At 43.1% G+C, this 18,174-nt stretch carries 18 protein-coding genes; 17 read left to right on the forward strand and 1 reads right to left on the reverse strand.

The window, feature by feature from the left end:
* Nucleotides 1–2 precede the first annotated feature (2 nt).
* Genes H3V01_RS00495 through H3V01_RS00550 form a run of 12 tightly spaced genes read left to right on the forward strand, consistent with a single transcriptional unit; the run spans nt 3 to nt 12,037 of the window.
* The gene (locus H3V01_RS00495; protein WP_198185625.1) at nt 3–1,706 is read left to right on the forward strand and encodes an AMP-binding protein; all 1,704 of its coding nucleotides are present in this window, start codon (nt 3–5) and stop codon (nt 1,704–1,706) included.
* Nucleotides 1,703–2,443 (forward strand): glycosyltransferase family 2 protein, encoded by a 741-nt coding sequence (locus H3V01_RS00500; protein ID WP_041879324.1) that lies wholly within the window; start codon nt 1,703–1,705, stop codon nt 2,441–2,443. The genes H3V01_RS00495 and H3V01_RS00500 overlap by 4 nt, the downstream gene beginning before the upstream one ends.
* Nucleotides 2,436–3,386 carry an LpxL/LpxP family acyltransferase gene (locus tag H3V01_RS00505; protein ID WP_041879321.1) on the forward strand — a complete coding sequence of 317 codons (951 nt, stop codon included), beginning with the start codon at nt 2,436–2,438 and terminating at the stop codon, nt 3,384–3,386. The genes H3V01_RS00500 and H3V01_RS00505 overlap by 8 nt, the downstream gene beginning before the upstream one ends.
* The gene (locus H3V01_RS00510; protein ID WP_198185627.1) at nt 3,370–3,819 is read left to right on the forward strand and encodes an acyl-CoA thioesterase; all 450 of its coding nucleotides are present in this window, start codon (nt 3,370–3,372) and stop codon (nt 3,817–3,819) included. Before H3V01_RS00505 ends, H3V01_RS00510 begins: the two co-directional genes overlap by 17 nt.
* A gap of 1 nt (nt 3,820) precedes the next feature.
* Nucleotides 3,821–4,423, forward strand: a complete 603-nt coding sequence (locus H3V01_RS00515) for a LolA family protein (RefSeq protein WP_198185629.1) — start codon at nt 3,821–3,823, stop codon at nt 4,421–4,423.
* Nucleotides 4,407–6,755, forward strand: a complete 2,349-nt coding sequence (locus tag H3V01_RS00520; protein WP_198185631.1) for an MMPL family transporter — start codon at nt 4,407–4,409, stop codon at nt 6,753–6,755. The genes H3V01_RS00515 and H3V01_RS00520 overlap by 17 nt, the downstream gene beginning before the upstream one ends.
* A complete protein-coding gene (locus H3V01_RS00525; RefSeq protein WP_041879316.1) occupies nt 6,742–7,995 on the forward strand; it encodes an NAD(P)/FAD-dependent oxidoreductase in 1,254 nt (417 codons plus the stop codon). Before H3V01_RS00520 ends, H3V01_RS00525 begins: the two co-directional genes overlap by 14 nt.
* Nucleotides 7,989–8,429: a hypothetical protein gene (locus H3V01_RS00530; RefSeq protein ID WP_198185633.1), complete on the forward strand. Its 441-nt coding sequence runs from the start codon at nt 7,989–7,991 to the stop codon at nt 8,427–8,429. The genes H3V01_RS00525 and H3V01_RS00530 overlap by 7 nt, the downstream gene beginning before the upstream one ends.
* Nucleotides 8,422–9,642 (forward strand): beta-ketoacyl-ACP synthase, encoded by a 1,221-nt coding sequence (locus H3V01_RS00535; RefSeq protein WP_084585852.1) that lies wholly within the window; start codon nt 8,422–8,424, stop codon nt 9,640–9,642. Before H3V01_RS00530 ends, H3V01_RS00535 begins: the two co-directional genes overlap by 8 nt.
* Nucleotides 9,623–10,090 (forward strand): ApeP family dehydratase, encoded by a 468-nt coding sequence (locus H3V01_RS00540; protein WP_025330067.1) that lies wholly within the window; start codon nt 9,623–9,625, stop codon nt 10,088–10,090. Before H3V01_RS00535 ends, H3V01_RS00540 begins: the two co-directional genes overlap by 20 nt.
* Nucleotides 10,083–10,817, forward strand: coding sequence for a 3-oxoacyl-ACP reductase FabG (gene fabG, locus H3V01_RS00545; RefSeq protein WP_025330068.1), 735 nt, complete (start codon nt 10,083–10,085; stop codon nt 10,815–10,817). The genes H3V01_RS00540 and fabG overlap by 8 nt, the downstream gene beginning before the upstream one ends.
* Nucleotides 10,811–12,037: a beta-ketoacyl-ACP synthase gene (locus H3V01_RS00550; protein WP_198185636.1), complete on the forward strand. Its 1,227-nt coding sequence runs from the start codon at nt 10,811–10,813 to the stop codon at nt 12,035–12,037. Before fabG ends, H3V01_RS00550 begins: the two co-directional genes overlap by 7 nt.
* Here H3V01_RS00550 and H3V01_RS00555 read toward each other — a convergent pair.
* Entirely contained in the window at nt 12,021–12,665 is a 645-nt protein-coding gene (locus H3V01_RS00555) for a 4'-phosphopantetheinyl transferase family protein (RefSeq protein WP_198185637.1), read from the reverse strand. The two genes, H3V01_RS00550 and H3V01_RS00555, sit on opposite strands and share 17 nt — an antisense overlap.
* Before the next feature lie 33 nt (nt 12,666–12,698).
* On the opposite strand from H3V01_RS00555, the gene H3V01_RS00560 reads away from it, so the two are divergent.
* The 5 genes from H3V01_RS00560 to ureC all read left to right on the forward strand — a co-directional run bounded on the left by H3V01_RS00560 (nt 12,699) and on the right by ureC (nt 18,171).
* Nucleotides 12,699–13,124, forward strand: coding sequence for a hypothetical protein (locus H3V01_RS00560; protein WP_037392613.1), 426 nt, complete (start codon nt 12,699–12,701; stop codon nt 13,122–13,124).
* Between the two features lie 240 nt (nt 13,125–13,364).
* On the forward strand, nt 13,365–15,155 hold the full coding sequence (locus tag H3V01_RS00565) for a 2-isopropylmalate synthase (RefSeq protein ID WP_084548094.1): 1,791 nt from the start codon (nt 13,365–13,367) through the stop codon (nt 15,153–15,155).
* 482 nt (nt 15,156–15,637) lie between these two features.
* A complete protein-coding gene (gene ureA, locus H3V01_RS00570; protein WP_037392615.1) occupies nt 15,638–15,940 on the forward strand; it encodes an urease subunit gamma in 303 nt (100 codons plus the stop codon).
* 91 nt (nt 15,941–16,031) lie between these two features.
* Nucleotides 16,032–16,346, forward strand: a complete 315-nt coding sequence (locus tag H3V01_RS00575; RefSeq protein ID WP_025330074.1) for an urease subunit beta — start codon at nt 16,032–16,034, stop codon at nt 16,344–16,346.
* A gap of 103 nt (nt 16,347–16,449) precedes the next feature.
* Nucleotides 16,450–18,171 (forward strand): urease subunit alpha, encoded by a 1,722-nt coding sequence (gene ureC, locus H3V01_RS00580; RefSeq protein WP_198185638.1) that lies wholly within the window; start codon nt 16,450–16,452, stop codon nt 18,169–18,171.
* The last annotated feature ends 3 nt before the right edge of the window (nt 18,172–18,174 follow it).

Consider the following 18,174-nt stretch of genomic DNA (forward strand, 5'->3'; position numbering starts at 1 on the left):
ATATGATGACGTCAGAGCAATTCTGGGCAGAGCGGGCCCGAAGTCAGGCTTTATTTACTACTGGTCAGAGCAGCCTGAGCTGGCAGCAGGCCATGGCACACATAACGGCATTAAGCCAGTATTTGTCTGATCATTCTGTCAAACGTGCCGGTCTGTATTTTGATGATAATGCTCATTTTGCTATCGCTTTACTGGCATGTGTGCAGGCCGGTACAGATGTTTATCTGCCGGCTAATCTTTCTGATGAAAATGCTCAGTGGCTGGAGCAGACTGTAGATATTTATCTGTCTGATGAAATTAATAATCAACTAAATATTCCGTCATTACCGGCATCTGCATGGATTTCACAGAGTTACAGTGAGTCTGACAGAAAGCCAATAAATAATATCGCGGTATTTTTGCAAACATCAGGTTCTACCGGTAAAGCCAAACTGATTAAAAAAGACTGGAACGTATTGTGTCTTGAGGCACAGATTCTGGCAGCGGTATTACCGGATTCAGTTATCAAAGACTGGCCGGTTGTGCTGGGCAGTGTCAGTGTACAGCATATGTATGGGCTGAGCTTTCTTATTATGCTCAGCATGTATCTGGGATTGCCGCTTTATCGCCAGCGCCTTATTTTTCCGGAGTTATTGCTGGTAACTAGTCAGGCTTTTAAAAAAGTGATCTGGATCAGCAGCCCGACTTTACTGCATACATTCCGGCAAACTCATGATATCTCTCTGGCTAAAGGGCATGTGAGTGCTGTTATTTCTGCCGGTGGAATACTGGCACAAACCAATAAAGATTTTTTGCATGAACATATCTGCTCTGAAGTAATTGAAATTTATGGTAGTACTGAAACTGGCGCGGTAGCCAGTCGAATCAAACAGCCATACTGGCAGTTTCTTCCTGATATTAGTTATAGCGTTAGTCAGAATGGTTTGGCTGTTCAGTCGCAGCGCTGTACTACCGAGCAATTACTGGCTGATGCAGTGGTGGAACATGAAAATGGTTTTGATTTGTTAGGCAGGATAGACCGGATTATCAAACTGGCAGATAAACGTATTTCCCTTATGCAACTGGAAAATCAGCTTATGCAGCATGAATGGGTTGCTGATATTCATATTCTAAAGCATCCTGAGGGTACTCATCTCGCTGCATGGGTGGCTTTGACCGATACCGGCATTCAGGAATGGTGCAAACAGGGACGCAAAGTTATTATTCATCAGTTAAAAAACTATCTGGCTAAAAGTCAGGAAAAAATTGCCTTGCCGCGCCATTGGCGGTTTACAACAGTGTTACCGCGCAATACACAAAGTAAACTGAATCCGGAGGATGTACAACAGGCCATTTTACAGCCAGTTATCAACCCTGTTGTTCTGGATCAAAAAATGATTTCTGCAGATGAATACTGGTTACGTATTCAGGTCCCTCTGGATCTGGAGTATTTCAAAGGTCATTTCGATGTATTTCATCTGGTACCGGGCGTTATTCAGATTAAATGGATAATAGAACTGCTACAACAATGTTCATGGCTGGTTCAGGCACCGTTACAAATGGAAAATCTGAAATTTCAACATTTTCTCCGGCCGGCTGATGTTGTTGAACTGGTATTTAAGCGTGATTGTGTCCGCAGAAAAATTTCCTTTCAATGCACAATGCAGGATAAAAAAATTACTTCCGGCCGGTTGGTGATACCTGATAGTGAAAGTGATGCATCATGAAAGTGCTGGCATTGATTCCGCATTATAACCATTTGCATACAGTAGGTAAGGTAGCTCAGTCAATGTTGGGCTACGGGATAGATTGTCTGATTGTAGATGACGGTTCTGATGAAACAATTCGTACGCAATTACATGAATTATTACAACCCGGTATTGAAATAATTTATCGTGCCTGTAACGGTGGCAAAGGTGCAGCGGTTAAGGATGGCATAAAGTATGCTGCCGTACATGGCTATACACATATTTTACAGGTGGATGCTGATGCACAGCATTGTCTGGAAGATACGCAAAAACTGATAACTGCCGCTGAAGCACAGCCTCATGCAGTTATTTGCGGGCGACCGGTTTACAATGACGATACACCAAAAGCACGTCTTTATGGACGTAAAATTACTAATTTCTGGTTGGCAGTAAATACGTTATCAATGGATATTCAGGATGGAATGTGCGGATTCCGTATTTATCCGCTGGTTCCTACCATTGATGTGATCAGAGAAAAAAATATCGGTAATTACATGGATTTTGATGCTGAGCTGCTGGTGTATCTGCATCGGCGGGGCTGTGTCTTTATTTGGATTGATACGCCGATTACTTATGCTTCCGATGGTATTTCCCATTTTCGTGTTTGGAAGGATAATGTTCTGATTTCCAAAATGCATGCGCGTTTATTTTTCAATATGTTATTGAATTTACCGGAAATTTTACGAAATCGCCGGAAAAGGAAGCTCCATGGCTAATTCAATTCGCCACTGGGCTAATCAGCAGGAACGGGGAAGTAGCTTTGCCTTGCTTCTGACCCGTTATCTAGTTAAATATTGTCCTGTACTACTTTTGTCACCGATAGTTTGTATAGTAGTGGCATATTTTTATCTGACCGCGTCATCGGCACGCCGAAATGTTGCCTGTTATCAGCATTTATTAGCAGAAAACCATACAGAGCTGTCCCGGATTCTGTCCGTAAAAGGATCTGTATTCCGGCAGTTTTATGCTTTTGCTCAGGCTATAGTCGACCGCTTCGCGGTCTGGCAGGGGCGCATCAGATATGAAGATCTGATTATTCATGATCCGGATAATCTTACTCAGTATATTGATCAGCCTGTTGCAGGTACTACGGGTCAGATATTTGTCTGTTCACATTTGGGTAATACAGAAATCTGCCGTGCATTAGTCAAAAAACATAAGAGTCTTATACTGAATGTGCTGATTCATAGCAGCCATGCAGTGAAATTTAATCAGGCTTTAAAAGACGCCGGTGCTTCACGGATTCGTTTAATTCAGGTGACATCTCTGGATACAAAGGTAATGATGGAGCTGAATGAAAGAGTGCAGCGTGGTGAGTGGCTGGCTATTGCTGCTGACCGTGTACCGGTAAGAGGAGAGAAAATTGTAGCCATCCCTTTTCTCGGGCAGACAGCAAACTGGCCACAGGGACCATGGTTATTAGCCGGATTATTAAAAGTACCAGTCAATACCTTGTTCTGCTTTAAACAGCAGGGTAAGTATCATTTACATATTCAGCGTTTTGCAGCAAATGTGAACTGGAAACGGCAAAAAAGGGAGCATTGTATTAAACAATATGTTCAGCAATATGCTCAATTATTAGGTACTTATTGCTGTAAAGCACCAAGACAATGGTTTAATTTTTTTGATTTTTGGAATCAGGATGACAGGGCAATATAAGCAGTTACGGCACAGTGTGATTATTGAAGTACCTTTCTTTGATGTCGACTCAATGGATATTGTCTGGCACGGACATTATGTCAAATATCTGGAAGTAGCACGCTGTGCTTTTTTAAGTGCTATAGGTTATGATTACAATGTCATGAAAGCCAACGGTTATGGCTGGCCGATTGTGCAACTTAATCTCAAGTATGTACGACCGGCTGTTTTCGGACAGAAAATCCGCGTTGAAGTTGTATTAAAAGAATATGAAAGCTGTTTGAAGTTTGATTATGTCATCAGTGACATTATCAGCGGCAAAAAGCTTACCAAGGCATCAAGTATGCAGGTTGCTGTGTGTATGCAGACACGGGAAACTCAGTTTCAGACTCCGAAAAGCTGGTTACAGGCAGTGCGGAGTGCCATGCAAAATGGTTTGAAAGGGGAAGATTAATATGTTGAGAAAAATTTTATTTATTTGCTGGTGTTGCCTGTTTAGTGGATTGTTATGGGCTTTTGATTTAACTGAGTTACAAAATCAATTGCAACGGCCGCAAAATATAAAAGGTGATTTCACGCAGCAGCGTTTTTTGCGTGGTACCAATAAACCCATTATTGCACAGGGACAGTTTGTACTGGTACCAAAAGCCGGCTTATTATGGCAGATGAAAAAACCTTTTGTAGATACCATGAGGGTGCGTAAATCAGGTATTGATCAGCTAAACGCCAATAATAAATGGATTGCCAGCAAACAATCAGCCAGTGCGCAAAAAAATCAGGTAAAGCTTTTTCTGGATCTGCTTGCCGGGCAAACCAATAGCATACAAAGCCAGTTTACTATGCAGTTGCAAGGTACTGCTCAAAACTGGAAATTACAATTGCAGCCGAAAAGTGTATTGATGAAACAAATTTTCACCAAAATTGATATTCAGGGTGATGAGTCGGTGAAAAAAATTGTACTGTCTGAAGTGCAGGGCGATCGTACGGAAATTACATTTTCCGCTTTGAAAATTAATACAGCCCTGAACAGGTTTGAGCAAAATGCCATTTTACCGTAAACGTGTCTGGGCTGGTCTTTATTTACTGCTGATATTTTTTGTGGCGGTAGCGTTATTTTATAGCTTTCTGCAACAGAATCGTCTGGATACTGATTTAACCAGCCTGTTGCCTGATGACGGGCAGAATACACAGGCACAGCAAATGGCTAAAATGCGCATGAATCAGCGCATGAACCGTGATATTGTGGTTTTAGTGGGCAGTAAATCGCCTGACAAGGCGGTTGAGGCGGCACAGATGATTCAGCAAAAATGGCAGGATAGTCATATATTCCAGTCTGTTACAGGTAAACTTGAGCCAGATATTGCCGCTTTGCAGGCCAGTATGCAACGACTGAGCCTGGCTGTCGTTTCAGAACAAAGCTGGCGCAATATTATCAATCAGCCTGAAGAAGCTTTTGCCAGACAGGCGCAAACACTCGTTAATCCGTTTACTGAGCGTAGCATATTGCCTGTTGATCAGGACTGGCTCGGACTGGGTAACATCATTATGCATCAGGCCAGTCAGGACGGACCTGTTTATTATAATTTTCAGACGGGCTGGCTGAATATAGATGATGGTGATACTACATGGGTTTTACTACGGGCGCGTTTACCGGAAAAAGCCGGACTGATTAATGTACCAGATGGTCTTCTTAAAGTAATTCATGATACTCAGGCATCTCAGGATGTGCAGGTACTGATGGCTGGAGGTGCTATTTTTGCCGCAGAAAATAAAGCCACCGGAGAGAAGGAAAGCCAGTATATGAGTATACTGGGTATGGGTTTAACTTTTCTGCTGCTGTTGTTGCTTTTCCGCAGTCTGCGTATTTTATATTTGTTGCTTCCTCTGGCAGTAGGTATCTTATTTGGTCTGGCAGCTACCGTAATGCTCTTCGGACATATCCATATTCTCACTCTGGTAGTGGGAACCAGTCTGATGGGTGTATTGCTGGATTTTCCTTTGCACTGGCTGGCCAGTGGCGTGATTCAGCAGCAATGGAATCGCTGGCAGGCTTTACATATTGCAGCTAAAGCCTTTTTATTAAGTTTGATTATTACTTTACTGGGTTATGCGGCTTTACTGATTACACCTTTGCCGATATTGCAGCAGACGGCGATATTTTCTGCTGCTGCGCTGATTAGTGCATTTTTATTCAGCTTACTTTGCTTACCTGCATTTTTTTCTACTACTCAGGCATATATCTATCCTCAGGCTTTGAGTGCCATGTTGTCTTTCGGTAAATTTATTGTCCGCAAGAGGCAGATTATGGTACAGAAAAAATGGCCGGTATTACTGATTCTGCTGCTTATGGGCGGAGGCTTATTAAGGCTGAACACTCAGGATGATATCCGCCAGTGGGCTAATCTGTCACCACAATGGATGGCACAGGCACAAAAAATCGGTTTACTTACTCAGACGATGCCGTCCGGACAGTATTTTGTATTACAGGCAGATAATGATGATGAATTGTTACTGAAAAGTCGTACTCTGGGCAAATCATTACAGGATTTAGTTATACAAAAACAATTATCCGGTTTTCAGTCTCTTGATCAGTGGGTTATGCCGTTTAGCATCCAAAAGCAGCGCCAGCAGGATGTAAGTCGTCTGTTAAGCAATACAGATAACTGGCGTGATTTAGTTAATTTGGGCATAGATGAACACAGTATCCGGGATTATCTGACTGGTTTACAAAAACTACCTTTGCAAACAATTTCTCAAAGTCTTGATAATGAACTGGGAACCGCATGGCAGGATTTGTATCTGGGCAAAATGAGTAATGGAAAAGTTGCGGCTATTGTCAGTTTGTCAGGAGTAAGTCAGGTTACTGCTTTACAGAAGCTGGCCGACAAAAATAACGGTATTTATTTTGTCAATAATTTACAGGCATTAAATCAGTTATTTACACATACGCGAAATCAGGCAATTGCATTGAAGATAGCTTCTTATCTGGTAGCCATCGTATTGCTGGCTTATGCTTTTGGCTGGCGTAAAGGACTTTTAATGCTGGCTGTACCTGTTTTGTCTTCATTAGCCTGTCTGGCTGTATTTGCTTATGCAGGCTGGCCATTGTCTTTATTTGCTATTTTTGGTCTGTTTCTGGTAACGGCAATAGGTATGGATTATGCAATTTATGTTTCCGTCAAACAGATGGCAGTAGCCGAACGTCTGGCCGGTGTATTGCTGGCTGCGACAACAACAATGATTTCGTTTGCTATTCTTGGTTTCAGTGCAACTCCGGCTATTGCCAGTTTTGGTCGCAGTGTTGCTCTTGGGGTATTTTTTAGCATGATACTGGCTCTGGCCTTGCTGCCCGGAGCCGATAACAGGGGGAGGTGTAATGAGTCAGTTTGATGTAGTAATAATTGGTGCCGGTCCGTCCGGAGCTATAGCCGGTGCTTTATTAAATAAAAAAGGTTATCGGGTTTGTGTACTTGAAAAACAAGTTTTTCCTCGGTTTGTGATTGGTGAAAGCCTGTTACCTCATTGCATGGAATTTATTGCAGAGGCCGGAATGCTGGAAGCAGTAAATGCAGGTGCTGCCGATGGTTTCCAGTTTAAAAATGGTGCGGCATTTAGCTGGGGTGATCGCTATACCACTATAGATTTTACCGATAAATTTTCACCGGGTCCGGGTACTACCTTTCAGGTAATGCGGGGGCGTTTTGATCATATTCTTATTAGTGAAGCGCAGAAACAGGGCGTAGAAGTTCGTTTTGAGCACAGTGTTAACGGAATTGAGTTTGAGGAGGATGCTGCTGTTCTGTCAGTAACGGATACACAGGGAGTGCCTTATCAGATTCGGACGCAATTTGTGCTGGATGCCAGCGGATACGGACGGGTATTGGCAAAATTGCTTGATCTGGAACAGCCGTCTTCCTTGCCTGAACGCATGGCTTATTTTACTCATATTGATGATAATGTTACAGATCCGGTATTTGACCGTAACAAAATTCTGATATGTACCCATCCTGATTTACGTGATGTGTGGTACTGGTTTATTCCGTTCAGTAACAATCGTACCTCTATTGGTGTGGTCGGCCTGCCGGAATGTCTGAACAATCATGGAGCAGAGGGTGCGGAGGCTATTTTACAAAAATTTGTCAGTGAAGTGCCCATGCTCAAACGCATTCTGGTCAATGCACAATGGCACAACGATGTACCATTCCGGACCTTACGCAATTATTCTGCTAACGTTAAAAGTCTGTATGGAAAACGCTTTGCTTTATTAGGCAATGCTTCAGAATTTCTTGATCCGGTTTTTTCATCCGGCGTAACGATTGCTATGCATTCGGCCAAACTGGCTACAGATGTGCTGCACCGGCAGTTTTCCGGAGAAACAGTAAACTGGCAGCAGGATTTTGCTGATAAATTACAGATAGGTATTAATACCTTTAAGACTTATGTCAATGGCTGGTATAGCACAGCTTTTCAGGATGTTATATATGCTGAAAAAATAAATCCTGAAATCAGACGCATGATAAGCTCTATTCTTGCCGGCTATGCATGGGATGAAACCAACCCTTATGTTATCAATTCAGAACGTCGTTTGGCTGTTCTGGCAGAAATTTGTGGTCAAGCCAAAATATGTTAAAGAATTTTGTTATTTGGCTGATGATGTTGTTTTGTCTGAGCGCCTGTCAAAGTTTACCTGTGATTGATTCGTTACCGGTATTGAAGCAAACGCTCACTTTGCAGGTTACAGATAAAGATGGCAGTAACAGTTTGCTGTTAATAGAACCGTTGTCGGAGCAGCAATGGCGGTTTGTACAGGTTGATGGTTTAGGTGCGCCGATATCCAGACAGATTCTGCAACAGGGAAAATGGCATAATGACGGTTTTTTACCTCCTAATCCCAAAGCACGTCAGCTATTTACTGCTGCCTATGTTTATCTTGGTCATCAGTATCACTGGTCTGTACCTGCTAAACTGAATGATGTAAGAGTTTCTTCTGGTACAGATGGTATGGCTGCAGAAATAGAATGGCATAAACAGCATTGGAAAATCCGGGAGGTGACTGATGAATAAACCGGTTTTTCTAAGTCGTCCTGCTATGGTCAGTGCTCTCGGCTATGGTGTGCATGAGCATATAAGTGCTTTGCTGGGTGAAGCAGACAGCTATCTTACCCGTAGCGATTTCTGGGTAAACGGTAAATCATATTTATTCGGATCAGTCCAGACAGCATTAAGACCTTTTCCGGCCGGATTGAATCCGGATTTCTGTAGTCGTAATAATCAGTTGCTCTGGCACGCACTTTTACAGATTGAAGATGACATTCAGGCTGCCATTACTGAATATGGGACCGATCGGGTAGCAGTTGTACTCGGTACATCGACAACTGGCAGTGATGATAACAGGGCCGCTATTGAGTATGGTTTTACGCGGCAGGACTGGGCAAACAGTGGTTATAATCAGACCTTGCAGTTAATGTCTTCACCGGCAGATTTTGTGGCTGAGATGTATCAGCTGCGTAATATCCGCTATGGTATATCAACTGCCTGTACTTCAGGAGCACGAGCACTCATAAGTGCGGCACGGTTATTGCGTACTGGTATGTGCGACGCTGTAATTTGTGGCGGAGTAGATACTCTTTCGGCGCTGACTATTAATGGTTTTCATGCATTACAGGTATTATCTTCCGGGCAATGTCAGCCATTTACCGCCATGCGCGATGGTATCAATATTGGTGAAGCAGCAGCTGTATTTGTAATGACCCGGAATCCGGCCAGAGGTCTGCCTCTATTAGGATATGGTTCAAGCAGTGATGCCTATCATATGTCCAGTCCGCGACCTGATGCAGAAGGAGCCAGAAAAGTAATTCAGCAGGCTTTACATAAAGCACAGTTGCCGGCTAGTGCTATTGGCTGGGTTAATCTGCATGGTACTGGCACTACTCAGAATGATGCTATGGAAGCGCTGGCTATTCATAACGAATTGGGTGAGGAAGTATCCTGTGCTTCAACTAAAGCACTTACTGGTCATACACTTGGGGCAGCAGGTGCACTCGAAGCAGCTTTTTTATGGACAGTAATCAGTCGCCAAATTAATCCTGATGGTAAATTACCCCCGCATCGGGCAAAAACAAATCTTGATCCCGAATTAGCATTCATTCATCTGACACAATTTCAAGAAGCATTCAATGCTGATAGTCCGCGCATAGCATTAAGTACTTCATTTGCTTTTGGTGGTAATAATACCGCACTGATTATGGGGAGCAATAATGCAAACCCCGATTTATGATGTGGCTTCCCTGCTGCCGCATAGTGGCAAAATGGTGCTACTGGATGAAATTGTAAATTATGATGAACATAGCTTAACAGCCTATGCATACGTAAAACCAAATCAGATCCTGGTTACGGGAGAATGTCTTCATTCATGGGCAGCAATGGAAATCATGGCGCAGGGCGTAGCGGCATGGGCCGGTGCATTAGCTCATGACGCCGGTGAACCGGTGCGGCTGGGTTTTTTACTGGGAACAAGAAAGCTTCAGCTTTATTTTTCAGCATTACCAGTACCCGTTATCTTGCAGATTAAAATTCATGCTTCTTTACAGGATACAAACGGCTTTGGCGTTTTTGACAGCCAGTTATGGCTGTGTGATGAAGCCAGAAATCCGAATCAGTTACTGGCGGAAGCAGCACTTAATGTATACAGTCCTACTGAAAATGATCTAATACATGATGAATAATGATAAAACCATTCTGGTTACCGGTTCCGCTCGCGGAATCGGCAGAGCAATCGCACTGACGCTGGCTCAGGCTGGCTGGGATATTGTACTGCATTGTCGCAGCCGGCGTGCTGATGCCGAAAAAGTAGCTGCTGAAATAGCGGCATTTGGCTCTCACAGCCGCATACTGACTTTTGATATCAGTGACCGGCAAGCCTGTCAGGAAGTTTTACTAAATGATATCGAACAGCATGGTGCTTATTATGGTGTAGTACTGAATGCTGGTATTACCCGTGATAACGCTTTTCCGGCACTAAGTAACGATGACTGGGATCAGGTGCTGGATACCAATCTGGATGGTTTTTTCAATGTACTGCATCCGCTGATGATGCCCATGATACGCCGGCGGAAAGCCGGGCGTATTGTTTGCGTTGCTTCTGTTTCCGGAATAATAGGTAATCGGGGACAGGTAAATTACAGTGCATCCAAAGCCGGTATGATTGGGGCAGCTAAGGCACTGGCAGTTGAGCTGGCCAGACGCAAAATTACTGTTAATTGTGTAGCGCCCGGGCTGATCGAAACAGAAATGATTGATGAACATGTACCTGTTGCTGAGATTCTGAAGGCTATACCTATGAATCGTATGGGACGGGCTGAGGAAGTAGCCCATGCAGTAGCTTTTCTGGTATCAGAGCAGGCTGCTTACATTACCCGGCAGGTGCTGGCTGTAAACGGAGGTTTATGTTGAGACGTGTTGTGATTACAGGCATGAGCGGTGTCAGCGCGCTTGGGAATGACTGGGCTTCAGTTAAAAGCGGTTTGCTGGCTTATAAAAATAAAGTAGTCCGTATGGAAAGCTGGGATCGGTATCAGGATTTAAATACCAGACTGGCTGCACCGGTGGCAGATTATTCTCCTCCTGCACACTGGACGCGCAAACAACTGCGCAGTATGGGAAAAGTAGCCCAGATGTGTACACAGGCCGCTGAAAATGCACTGGCAGATGCAGGACTGCTCGGAGATGAGTCTATTAAGGACGGGCGGATGGGTGTAGCATGTGGTTCGTCTACAGGCAGTCCGCAGGATATTCGCGACATCAGCGAACTTGTTCTTAATGGCAGCTCTGCAAATTTTAATGCCAATACCTACGTACGTATAATGCCGCATACTACGGCTGCTAATTTGTCAATTTTCTTTGGTCTGACCGGAAGGGTAATTCCTACATCCAGTGCCTGTGCTTCAGGTAATCAGGCAATTGGTTATGCTTATGAAGCAATTAAATCTGGCAAAATTGATATGATGCTGGCCGGAGGTGGTGAGGAGTTATGTGTTTCTGAAGCTTTCGTGTTTGATTCGTTATATGCAACAAGTTTGCGTAATGAGACTCCGGAGCTATCACCAAGTCCCTATGATGCTGATCGTGATGGACTGGTTATTGGAGAAGGTGCAGGTATTCTTGTACTGGAAGAGTACGAAATGGCTAAAGCACGCGGAGCCAGAATTTATGCTGAAGTTGTGGGATTTGCCTGTACTAGTGATGGGTCACACATCACCCGACCGGAACGTACGACAATGCGCCGTTGTATGCAGATGGCACTTGAAGATGCGCATCTACCGGCTGCTGAGGTTGGTTATATTAATGGTCACGGTACAGCAACTGAACAGGGAGATATTGCGGAAACTCTTGCTACGGCGGATGTATTCGGATACGTGCCGATCAGTTCGCAAAAAAGTTATCTTGGACATACTCTTGGCGCCTGCGGCGCACTGGAATCATGGTTTTCAATTCACATGATGAATGAAGGCTGGTTTGCACCAACTTTGAATCTCAATCAGATTGATAGCCGGTGCGGTGAGCTGGATTATATTGTCAATAAAGCCCGCGAAATTGATACAGAGTTTGTTATGAATAATAATTTTGCTTTCGGAGGGGTAAATTCATCTCTGATATTTAAACGGATGAGCTAACGGGCCATTGATGCCAGTTAAATTTGTAGTTATGCCAGCAACCAAATCCATAAGTACAATTTAACGGGGATGCCGAGCAGTCAGCAGGATAGACTACACTGATATGCCAGCAATTATCGACAATACAGCTGTATGCCTGAACCGGAATATCCAATGCCGGAATATAAATTCCATCATATCCGTCAGGTATTAAATTATATTGGTGCATATCAGATAACTGACCGTGTCTGACTTTAATCAATGCTTCTTTGAGCGTCCATAACTGGTAAAAAGAGCAAGATAGATTCTGCTGTTCAGATAGCCATTTCTGTTCGTTATCTGTACAGCAGAGCTTTGCCAGTGATATAAAATCACGTTCCTGTGCATACTCCATATCAATACCTGGAATATGCTGTATTGAAGAGCAGGCGATTAAACCGGCATAACCTTTCTTATGTGTTAGAGAAAGCCGTTTATAGAAAGCTGAAAGCTGCTGTTTCAAAAACCGGCTGCTTTGCCAGTCGGTACGCTGAGCTAAATGCGGATTTTTCTGTAAACGCTGTTTGTCTGCCTGATCCAGTTTCAGGTTACTGTATTGTCCGGAGACTTCGGATGATGCGAGCAAAATCAGACAATCTTGATTCATCATGTAGTACACTTCATTAATTAAAAGGAGTAAGGAATGAAAAAGTTTTCTAAAGTAATAACGCTGGCAGCATTGCTGGCTTGTGTGTCTGCTGCTTATGCACGTGATGATAAATTGCTTTTGTCTATTCAGGATGCAATTAATGCACCGGAAGCTGCACAGGTATTGAATCCGAAAATAAAAGTTTATTTTGCTCAGAGTTCCGGACGGGTAGTGCGTGCCGGTTTGGTTAGCAACCGTAAAACCAATAGTGTAGGCAAAACAGATGAAGAAGCCTGCCGTTGGGCATTTCTATCTGCTGTAAAACAGTTACAGGAACAGGCCGTTGCTCATAATGCCAGTAAAGTAACCAATATTGTCAGCTATTATAAGAAAAACAGTATGGCTAGTACAAAAGAATATGAATGTCATGCCGGCGGAGTGATTGCAGGTGTTGCTCTGAAAGGAGATCTGGCAAATTAAAATCACAGCTGTTTGCCATACAACCGCCATTTATCTAAATAAAAGATAAACCGGCGGTTTTTTTATCACAAGTATAAACTCAAAAATAATTATCTTTCTTTTGTCTAAAATGTCTAAATAAAATTATTCCATTAAGAAAAATAGAAATTTAACTTGCTTTAATGTCTAATTTTACGTATATTAGCTTAACGGAATATATTGTAGCACAATAGAATGAGTAAATTGGACAAAAGGTCAGTTATGCAATTGAATATAGACCGCTTAATTGCCTATTTTGGTGGCGTCAATGCTTTGGCAGAAGCACTCAAACAACATTATCCAGATAATGCTGCTTCTACAGCTGCTATTTATAAATGGCGTAAGCGTGGTTCATTACCATTAAATCAGTTACAAAAAATTATTCTAATGGCTGAGAAACAAAATAAGCCGCTGGATATCAATGCATTTATGCAACACAATAACACTACCTTGGAGAGACCAAGAATGACCAGTACCAATAATCGAGTCATTATATTTGACACCACCCTGCGCGATGGAGAACAGTCGCCGGGTGCAGCCATGACCAAAGAAGAAAAAATCCGCATCGCACGCCAGTTGGAGAAATTAGGTGTAGATGTAATTGAGGCAGGATTTGCTGCTGCCAGTCCGGGTGATTTCGATGCTATTCACAGTATTGCCGAAATTATTCAGAATGCAACGGTATGTTCACTGTCACGGGCTAATGAACGAGATGTACGTAAGGCCGGAGAAGCCATTGCACCAGCAAAGCGCAAACGCATTCATACTTTTATTGCTACCAGTCCGTTGCATATGGAACATAAACTGCGCATGAAACCACAACAGGTTAAAGAAACCGCAGTTAAAGCAGTAAAAATTGCACGCGAATATACTGATGATGTGGAATTTTCCTGCGAAGATGCATTGCGCAGTGATATCAATTTTCTTGCCGAGATTTGTCAGGCAGTTATTGAGGCAGGTGCTACTACCATCAATATTCCAGATACAGTGGGTTATGCTATTCCTTTTCAGACTGAGGCATTTTTCCGTGAATTGATTCAGAAAACACCCGGCAGTGATAAGGTTATCTGGTCGGCACACTGTCATAATGATCTCGGGCTGGCCGTAGGAAACTCACTGGCCGCCGTAAGCGGTGGTGCACGACAGGTAGAGTGTACTATTAATGGTTTGGGTGAACGGGCAGGTAATGCCAGTCTGGAAGAAGTAGTCATGGCACTGAAGACCCGTCACGACATTTTTGGTCTGGAAACCAATATTGATACCACACAAATTGTTCCTACCTCAAAAATGGTTTCTACAGTTACCGGGTATCCTGTCCAGCCAAATAAAGCCATTGTAGGCGCTAATGCTTTCGCCCATGAATCCGGTATCCATCAGGATGGGGTGCTGAAATGCCGCGAAACTTATGAAATTATGTCTGCTGAATCAGTTGGCTGGAGTACAAACCGACTTACACTGGGTAAACTTTCCGGTCGTAATGCTTTCCGGACTAAATTACAGGAGCTGGGTATCGAGCTGGATAGTGAAGAAGCACTGAATGCAGCCTTTGCCCGCTTTAAAGAGCTTGCAGATAAAAAACGTGAAATTTTCGATGAAGACCTGCATGCGCTGGTTTCAGATGAGCTGGTTAGCCGCGCACCGGATCGTTACAAATATGTATCTCTGAGTATTCACAGTGAAACCGGAGAAGAGCCGGTAGCAGAAATTGTTTTTAATCTGGACGGAAACGAAAAACGGGCTAGCGGTCATGGTTCAGGACCAGTTGATGCGGTATTCAAAGCCATTGAATCTGAAGCGCACAGCACAGCCGATTTACAACTGTATTCAGTTAATGCCATTACTGCTGGTACTGAAAGTCAGGGTGAGGTTACAGTCCGTTTATCGCGTGAAGGTAATCTGGTAAGCGGACAGGGTGCTGATACAGATATTATTGTCGCCAGTGCCAAAGCCTATCTGTCTGCTTTGAATAAGCTGGATAGTCAGCCGCGGGTTAAAGCTCAGGGTGTGATTTAATTAATGTAAAACAAGTTAAAAAGCTCAAAAAATTAAATAATTTAAAATGCCTGCTCCTATTACGGTATAAGTAATCAGAGCAGGTATTTTTATATATGGATTTTCGATTTAACTGTACAAACTGTTTTATTTAAGTTTATTATGTTTTTATAACATTTGTTTAATAAATTTAAGTTTAAATAATGATTTTGAAAGCTAATTTTTTTAACTCAAATTTAATCCGATTATGAAATATATAAAACATTTTTTATGGTCAAGTGCCATATTTACTATTCCTATAACAAATGCTTTTGCGAATGTGGATGAAAATAGTGCCACTTATAAAACTGGCGCCATCTTAGGAAGAATATTTTTAATTATTTTTCTATGTCTGATCATTTATAAAATTTATCAATATTACAAAGATAGATAAATCTATCTAAGATATATAATAAAGTCATATAAATTTAATTCATCAATCCAATAATTTACAGAGAGAAACAATGCATCTAACCAGTCGCGAACAGGAAAAACTAATGCTGTTTCTGGCAGGAGAACTTGCGGCCAGACGGCGGGCGCGGGGAGTAAAACTAAACTATCCGGAAGCGATAGCTTATATCAGCAGCCAGCTACAAGAAGCTGCACGGGATGGTATGAGCGTGGCCGAACTCATGCAGTACGGAGCAACACTGCTCACCACTGCTGATGTTATGGAAGGTGTTGCTGATATGGTAGATGAAGTCCAGATTGAAGCTACTTTTCCGGACGGTACAAAGCTGGTTACCGTACATCAGCCTATCCGCTGAAATAAACGCCAGTTATTCTGAGATTAGCTGCAGGCGAATTATTATTAAACAGCAAATAATATCTGCTCAAAACAAATTCAGGAGAAACAGCATGATTCCGGGAGAATATATTCTGGCCGCAGATGACATTATGGCCAATCAGAACCGCCGTACAATGACCATTGTTGTCATTAATCGTGGTGATCGTCCGATACAAGTGGGTTCCCACTATCATTTTTATGAAACCAATCCGGCACTTGAGTTTGAGCGGGAACAGACACGCGGCATGCGTCTGAATGTTCCTTCCGGTAACGCAGTCCGGTTTGAACCCGGAGAATCGAAAACGGTAGAACTGACGGAATTTGGCGGGCACAAAAAAATATTTGGTTTTCATAATGCCATAAATGGCAGCGTAAACAGTGAATAATTTATCTGACTGAGCAATAACAGATTGATGTATATATTCTGATTAATAGCAAAAATAACTTACCGAAAAATCGATACAAATTATTTAGACAAAGAAACCAGCTATGAGCCTGAAAATTTCCCGCCGGCAATATGTTGCTACTTACGGACCAACAGTAGGCGATAAAGTACGTTTGGGTGATACCGAATTATTTGCAGAAGTAGAGCGTGATTTGCTTACATATGGTGATGAAGGAAAATTCGGTGGTGGTAAATCCATCCGGGACGGAATGGCACAGTCTGCTACAGCAACGCGCAGTAATGAAAATGTGCTTGATATGGTTATCACTAATGTACTGATACTGGACTATTGGGGCATTGTAAAAGCTGATATTGGTATTCGTGACGGCAAAATTGTTGCTGTAGGTCAGTCAGGGAATCCGGATACAATGGACGGAGTGCACCCCAGAATGATTATTGGTGCTGCTACCGAAGTGCATAATGGCGCCAACCTGATCGCGACCGCAGGCGGGATTGATACCCATATTCACTTTATTTCTCCGCAACAGATTACTCATGCCATCGAATCGGGTATTACTACCATGATTGGCGGTGGTACTGGTCCGGCCGATGGTACCAATGCCACCACAGTCACACCGGGCGCATGGCATATTCAGAAAATGTTACAGGCTGCTGAACAAGCACCGGTTAACCTTGGTTTTTTCGGCAAAGGTAACTGTGGGACTCTGGAGCCGCTGCGTGAACAGATAAATGCCGGAGCACTGGGGTTAAAAATCCATGAAGACTGGGGTGCTACAGCCGCTGTCATCGATGCATCATTACGGGTAGCCGATGAGATGGACGTGCAGGTGGCAATTCATACTGATACGCTGAATGAAGGCGGTTTTCTTGAAGATACCATGCGGGCAATTAATGGCCGTGTAATCCATACCTTTCATACTGAAGGTGCAGGTGGCGGGCATGCTCCGGATATTATTAAAGCTGCGATGTATCCGAATGTATTACCAGCTTCCACCAATCCTACCCGTCCGTTTACAGTTAATACCATAGACGAACATCTGGATATGCTGATGGTGTGCCATCATCTGGATAAAAGTGTAGCAGAAGATGTTGCGTTTGCTGATTCACGAATTCGTCCTGAAACCATTGCTGCCGAAGATATTTTGCATGATATAGGTGTATTTTCGATTATGAGTTCAGATTCGCAGGCTATGGGCAGAGTGGCAGAAGTCATTCTGCGAACATGGCAAACTGCCGATAAAATGAAACAGCAGCGCGGACGTCTGGCCGAAGAAACAGGTGCGAATGACAATTTCCGTATTAAGCGATATCTGGCGAAATACACCATTAATCCGGCTATTGCTCAGGGCATCAGTGATTATGTCGGCTCAATTGAAACAGGTAAAATTGCCGATTTGGTTCTGTGGAAACCGGCATTTTTTGGAGTTAAGCCGGAAATTATTATCAAGGGCGGCAGCATCAGTTATGCACGTATGGGTGATCCGAATGCCTCTATTCCGACACCGCAGCCAGTTATTTACCGGCCGATGTTTGGTGCGCTGGGGCGTGCTGTTCAGGATACTGCTGTGTTATTTGTCTCTCAGGCAGGAGTGGATAATGATATTCGCAAAAAATACGGTTTATCTAAACAGACTCTGCCTGTGCATAATTGCCGTGCAATCGGTAAAAAAGACCTGATTCACAATAATGCTATGCCGGAAATCAGCGTAAATCCGGAAACTTATGAAGTGCAAGTGAATGGCGAACATATTACCTGTAAACCAGTAAATAAAGTGGCTTTGGCGCAGCGATATTTTCTGTTTTAATAT

The organism is Snodgrassella sp. M0351 (genome assembly GCF_016100575.1).
Classification (GTDB): Bacteria; Pseudomonadota; Gammaproteobacteria; order Burkholderiales; family Neisseriaceae; genus Snodgrassella; species Snodgrassella alvi.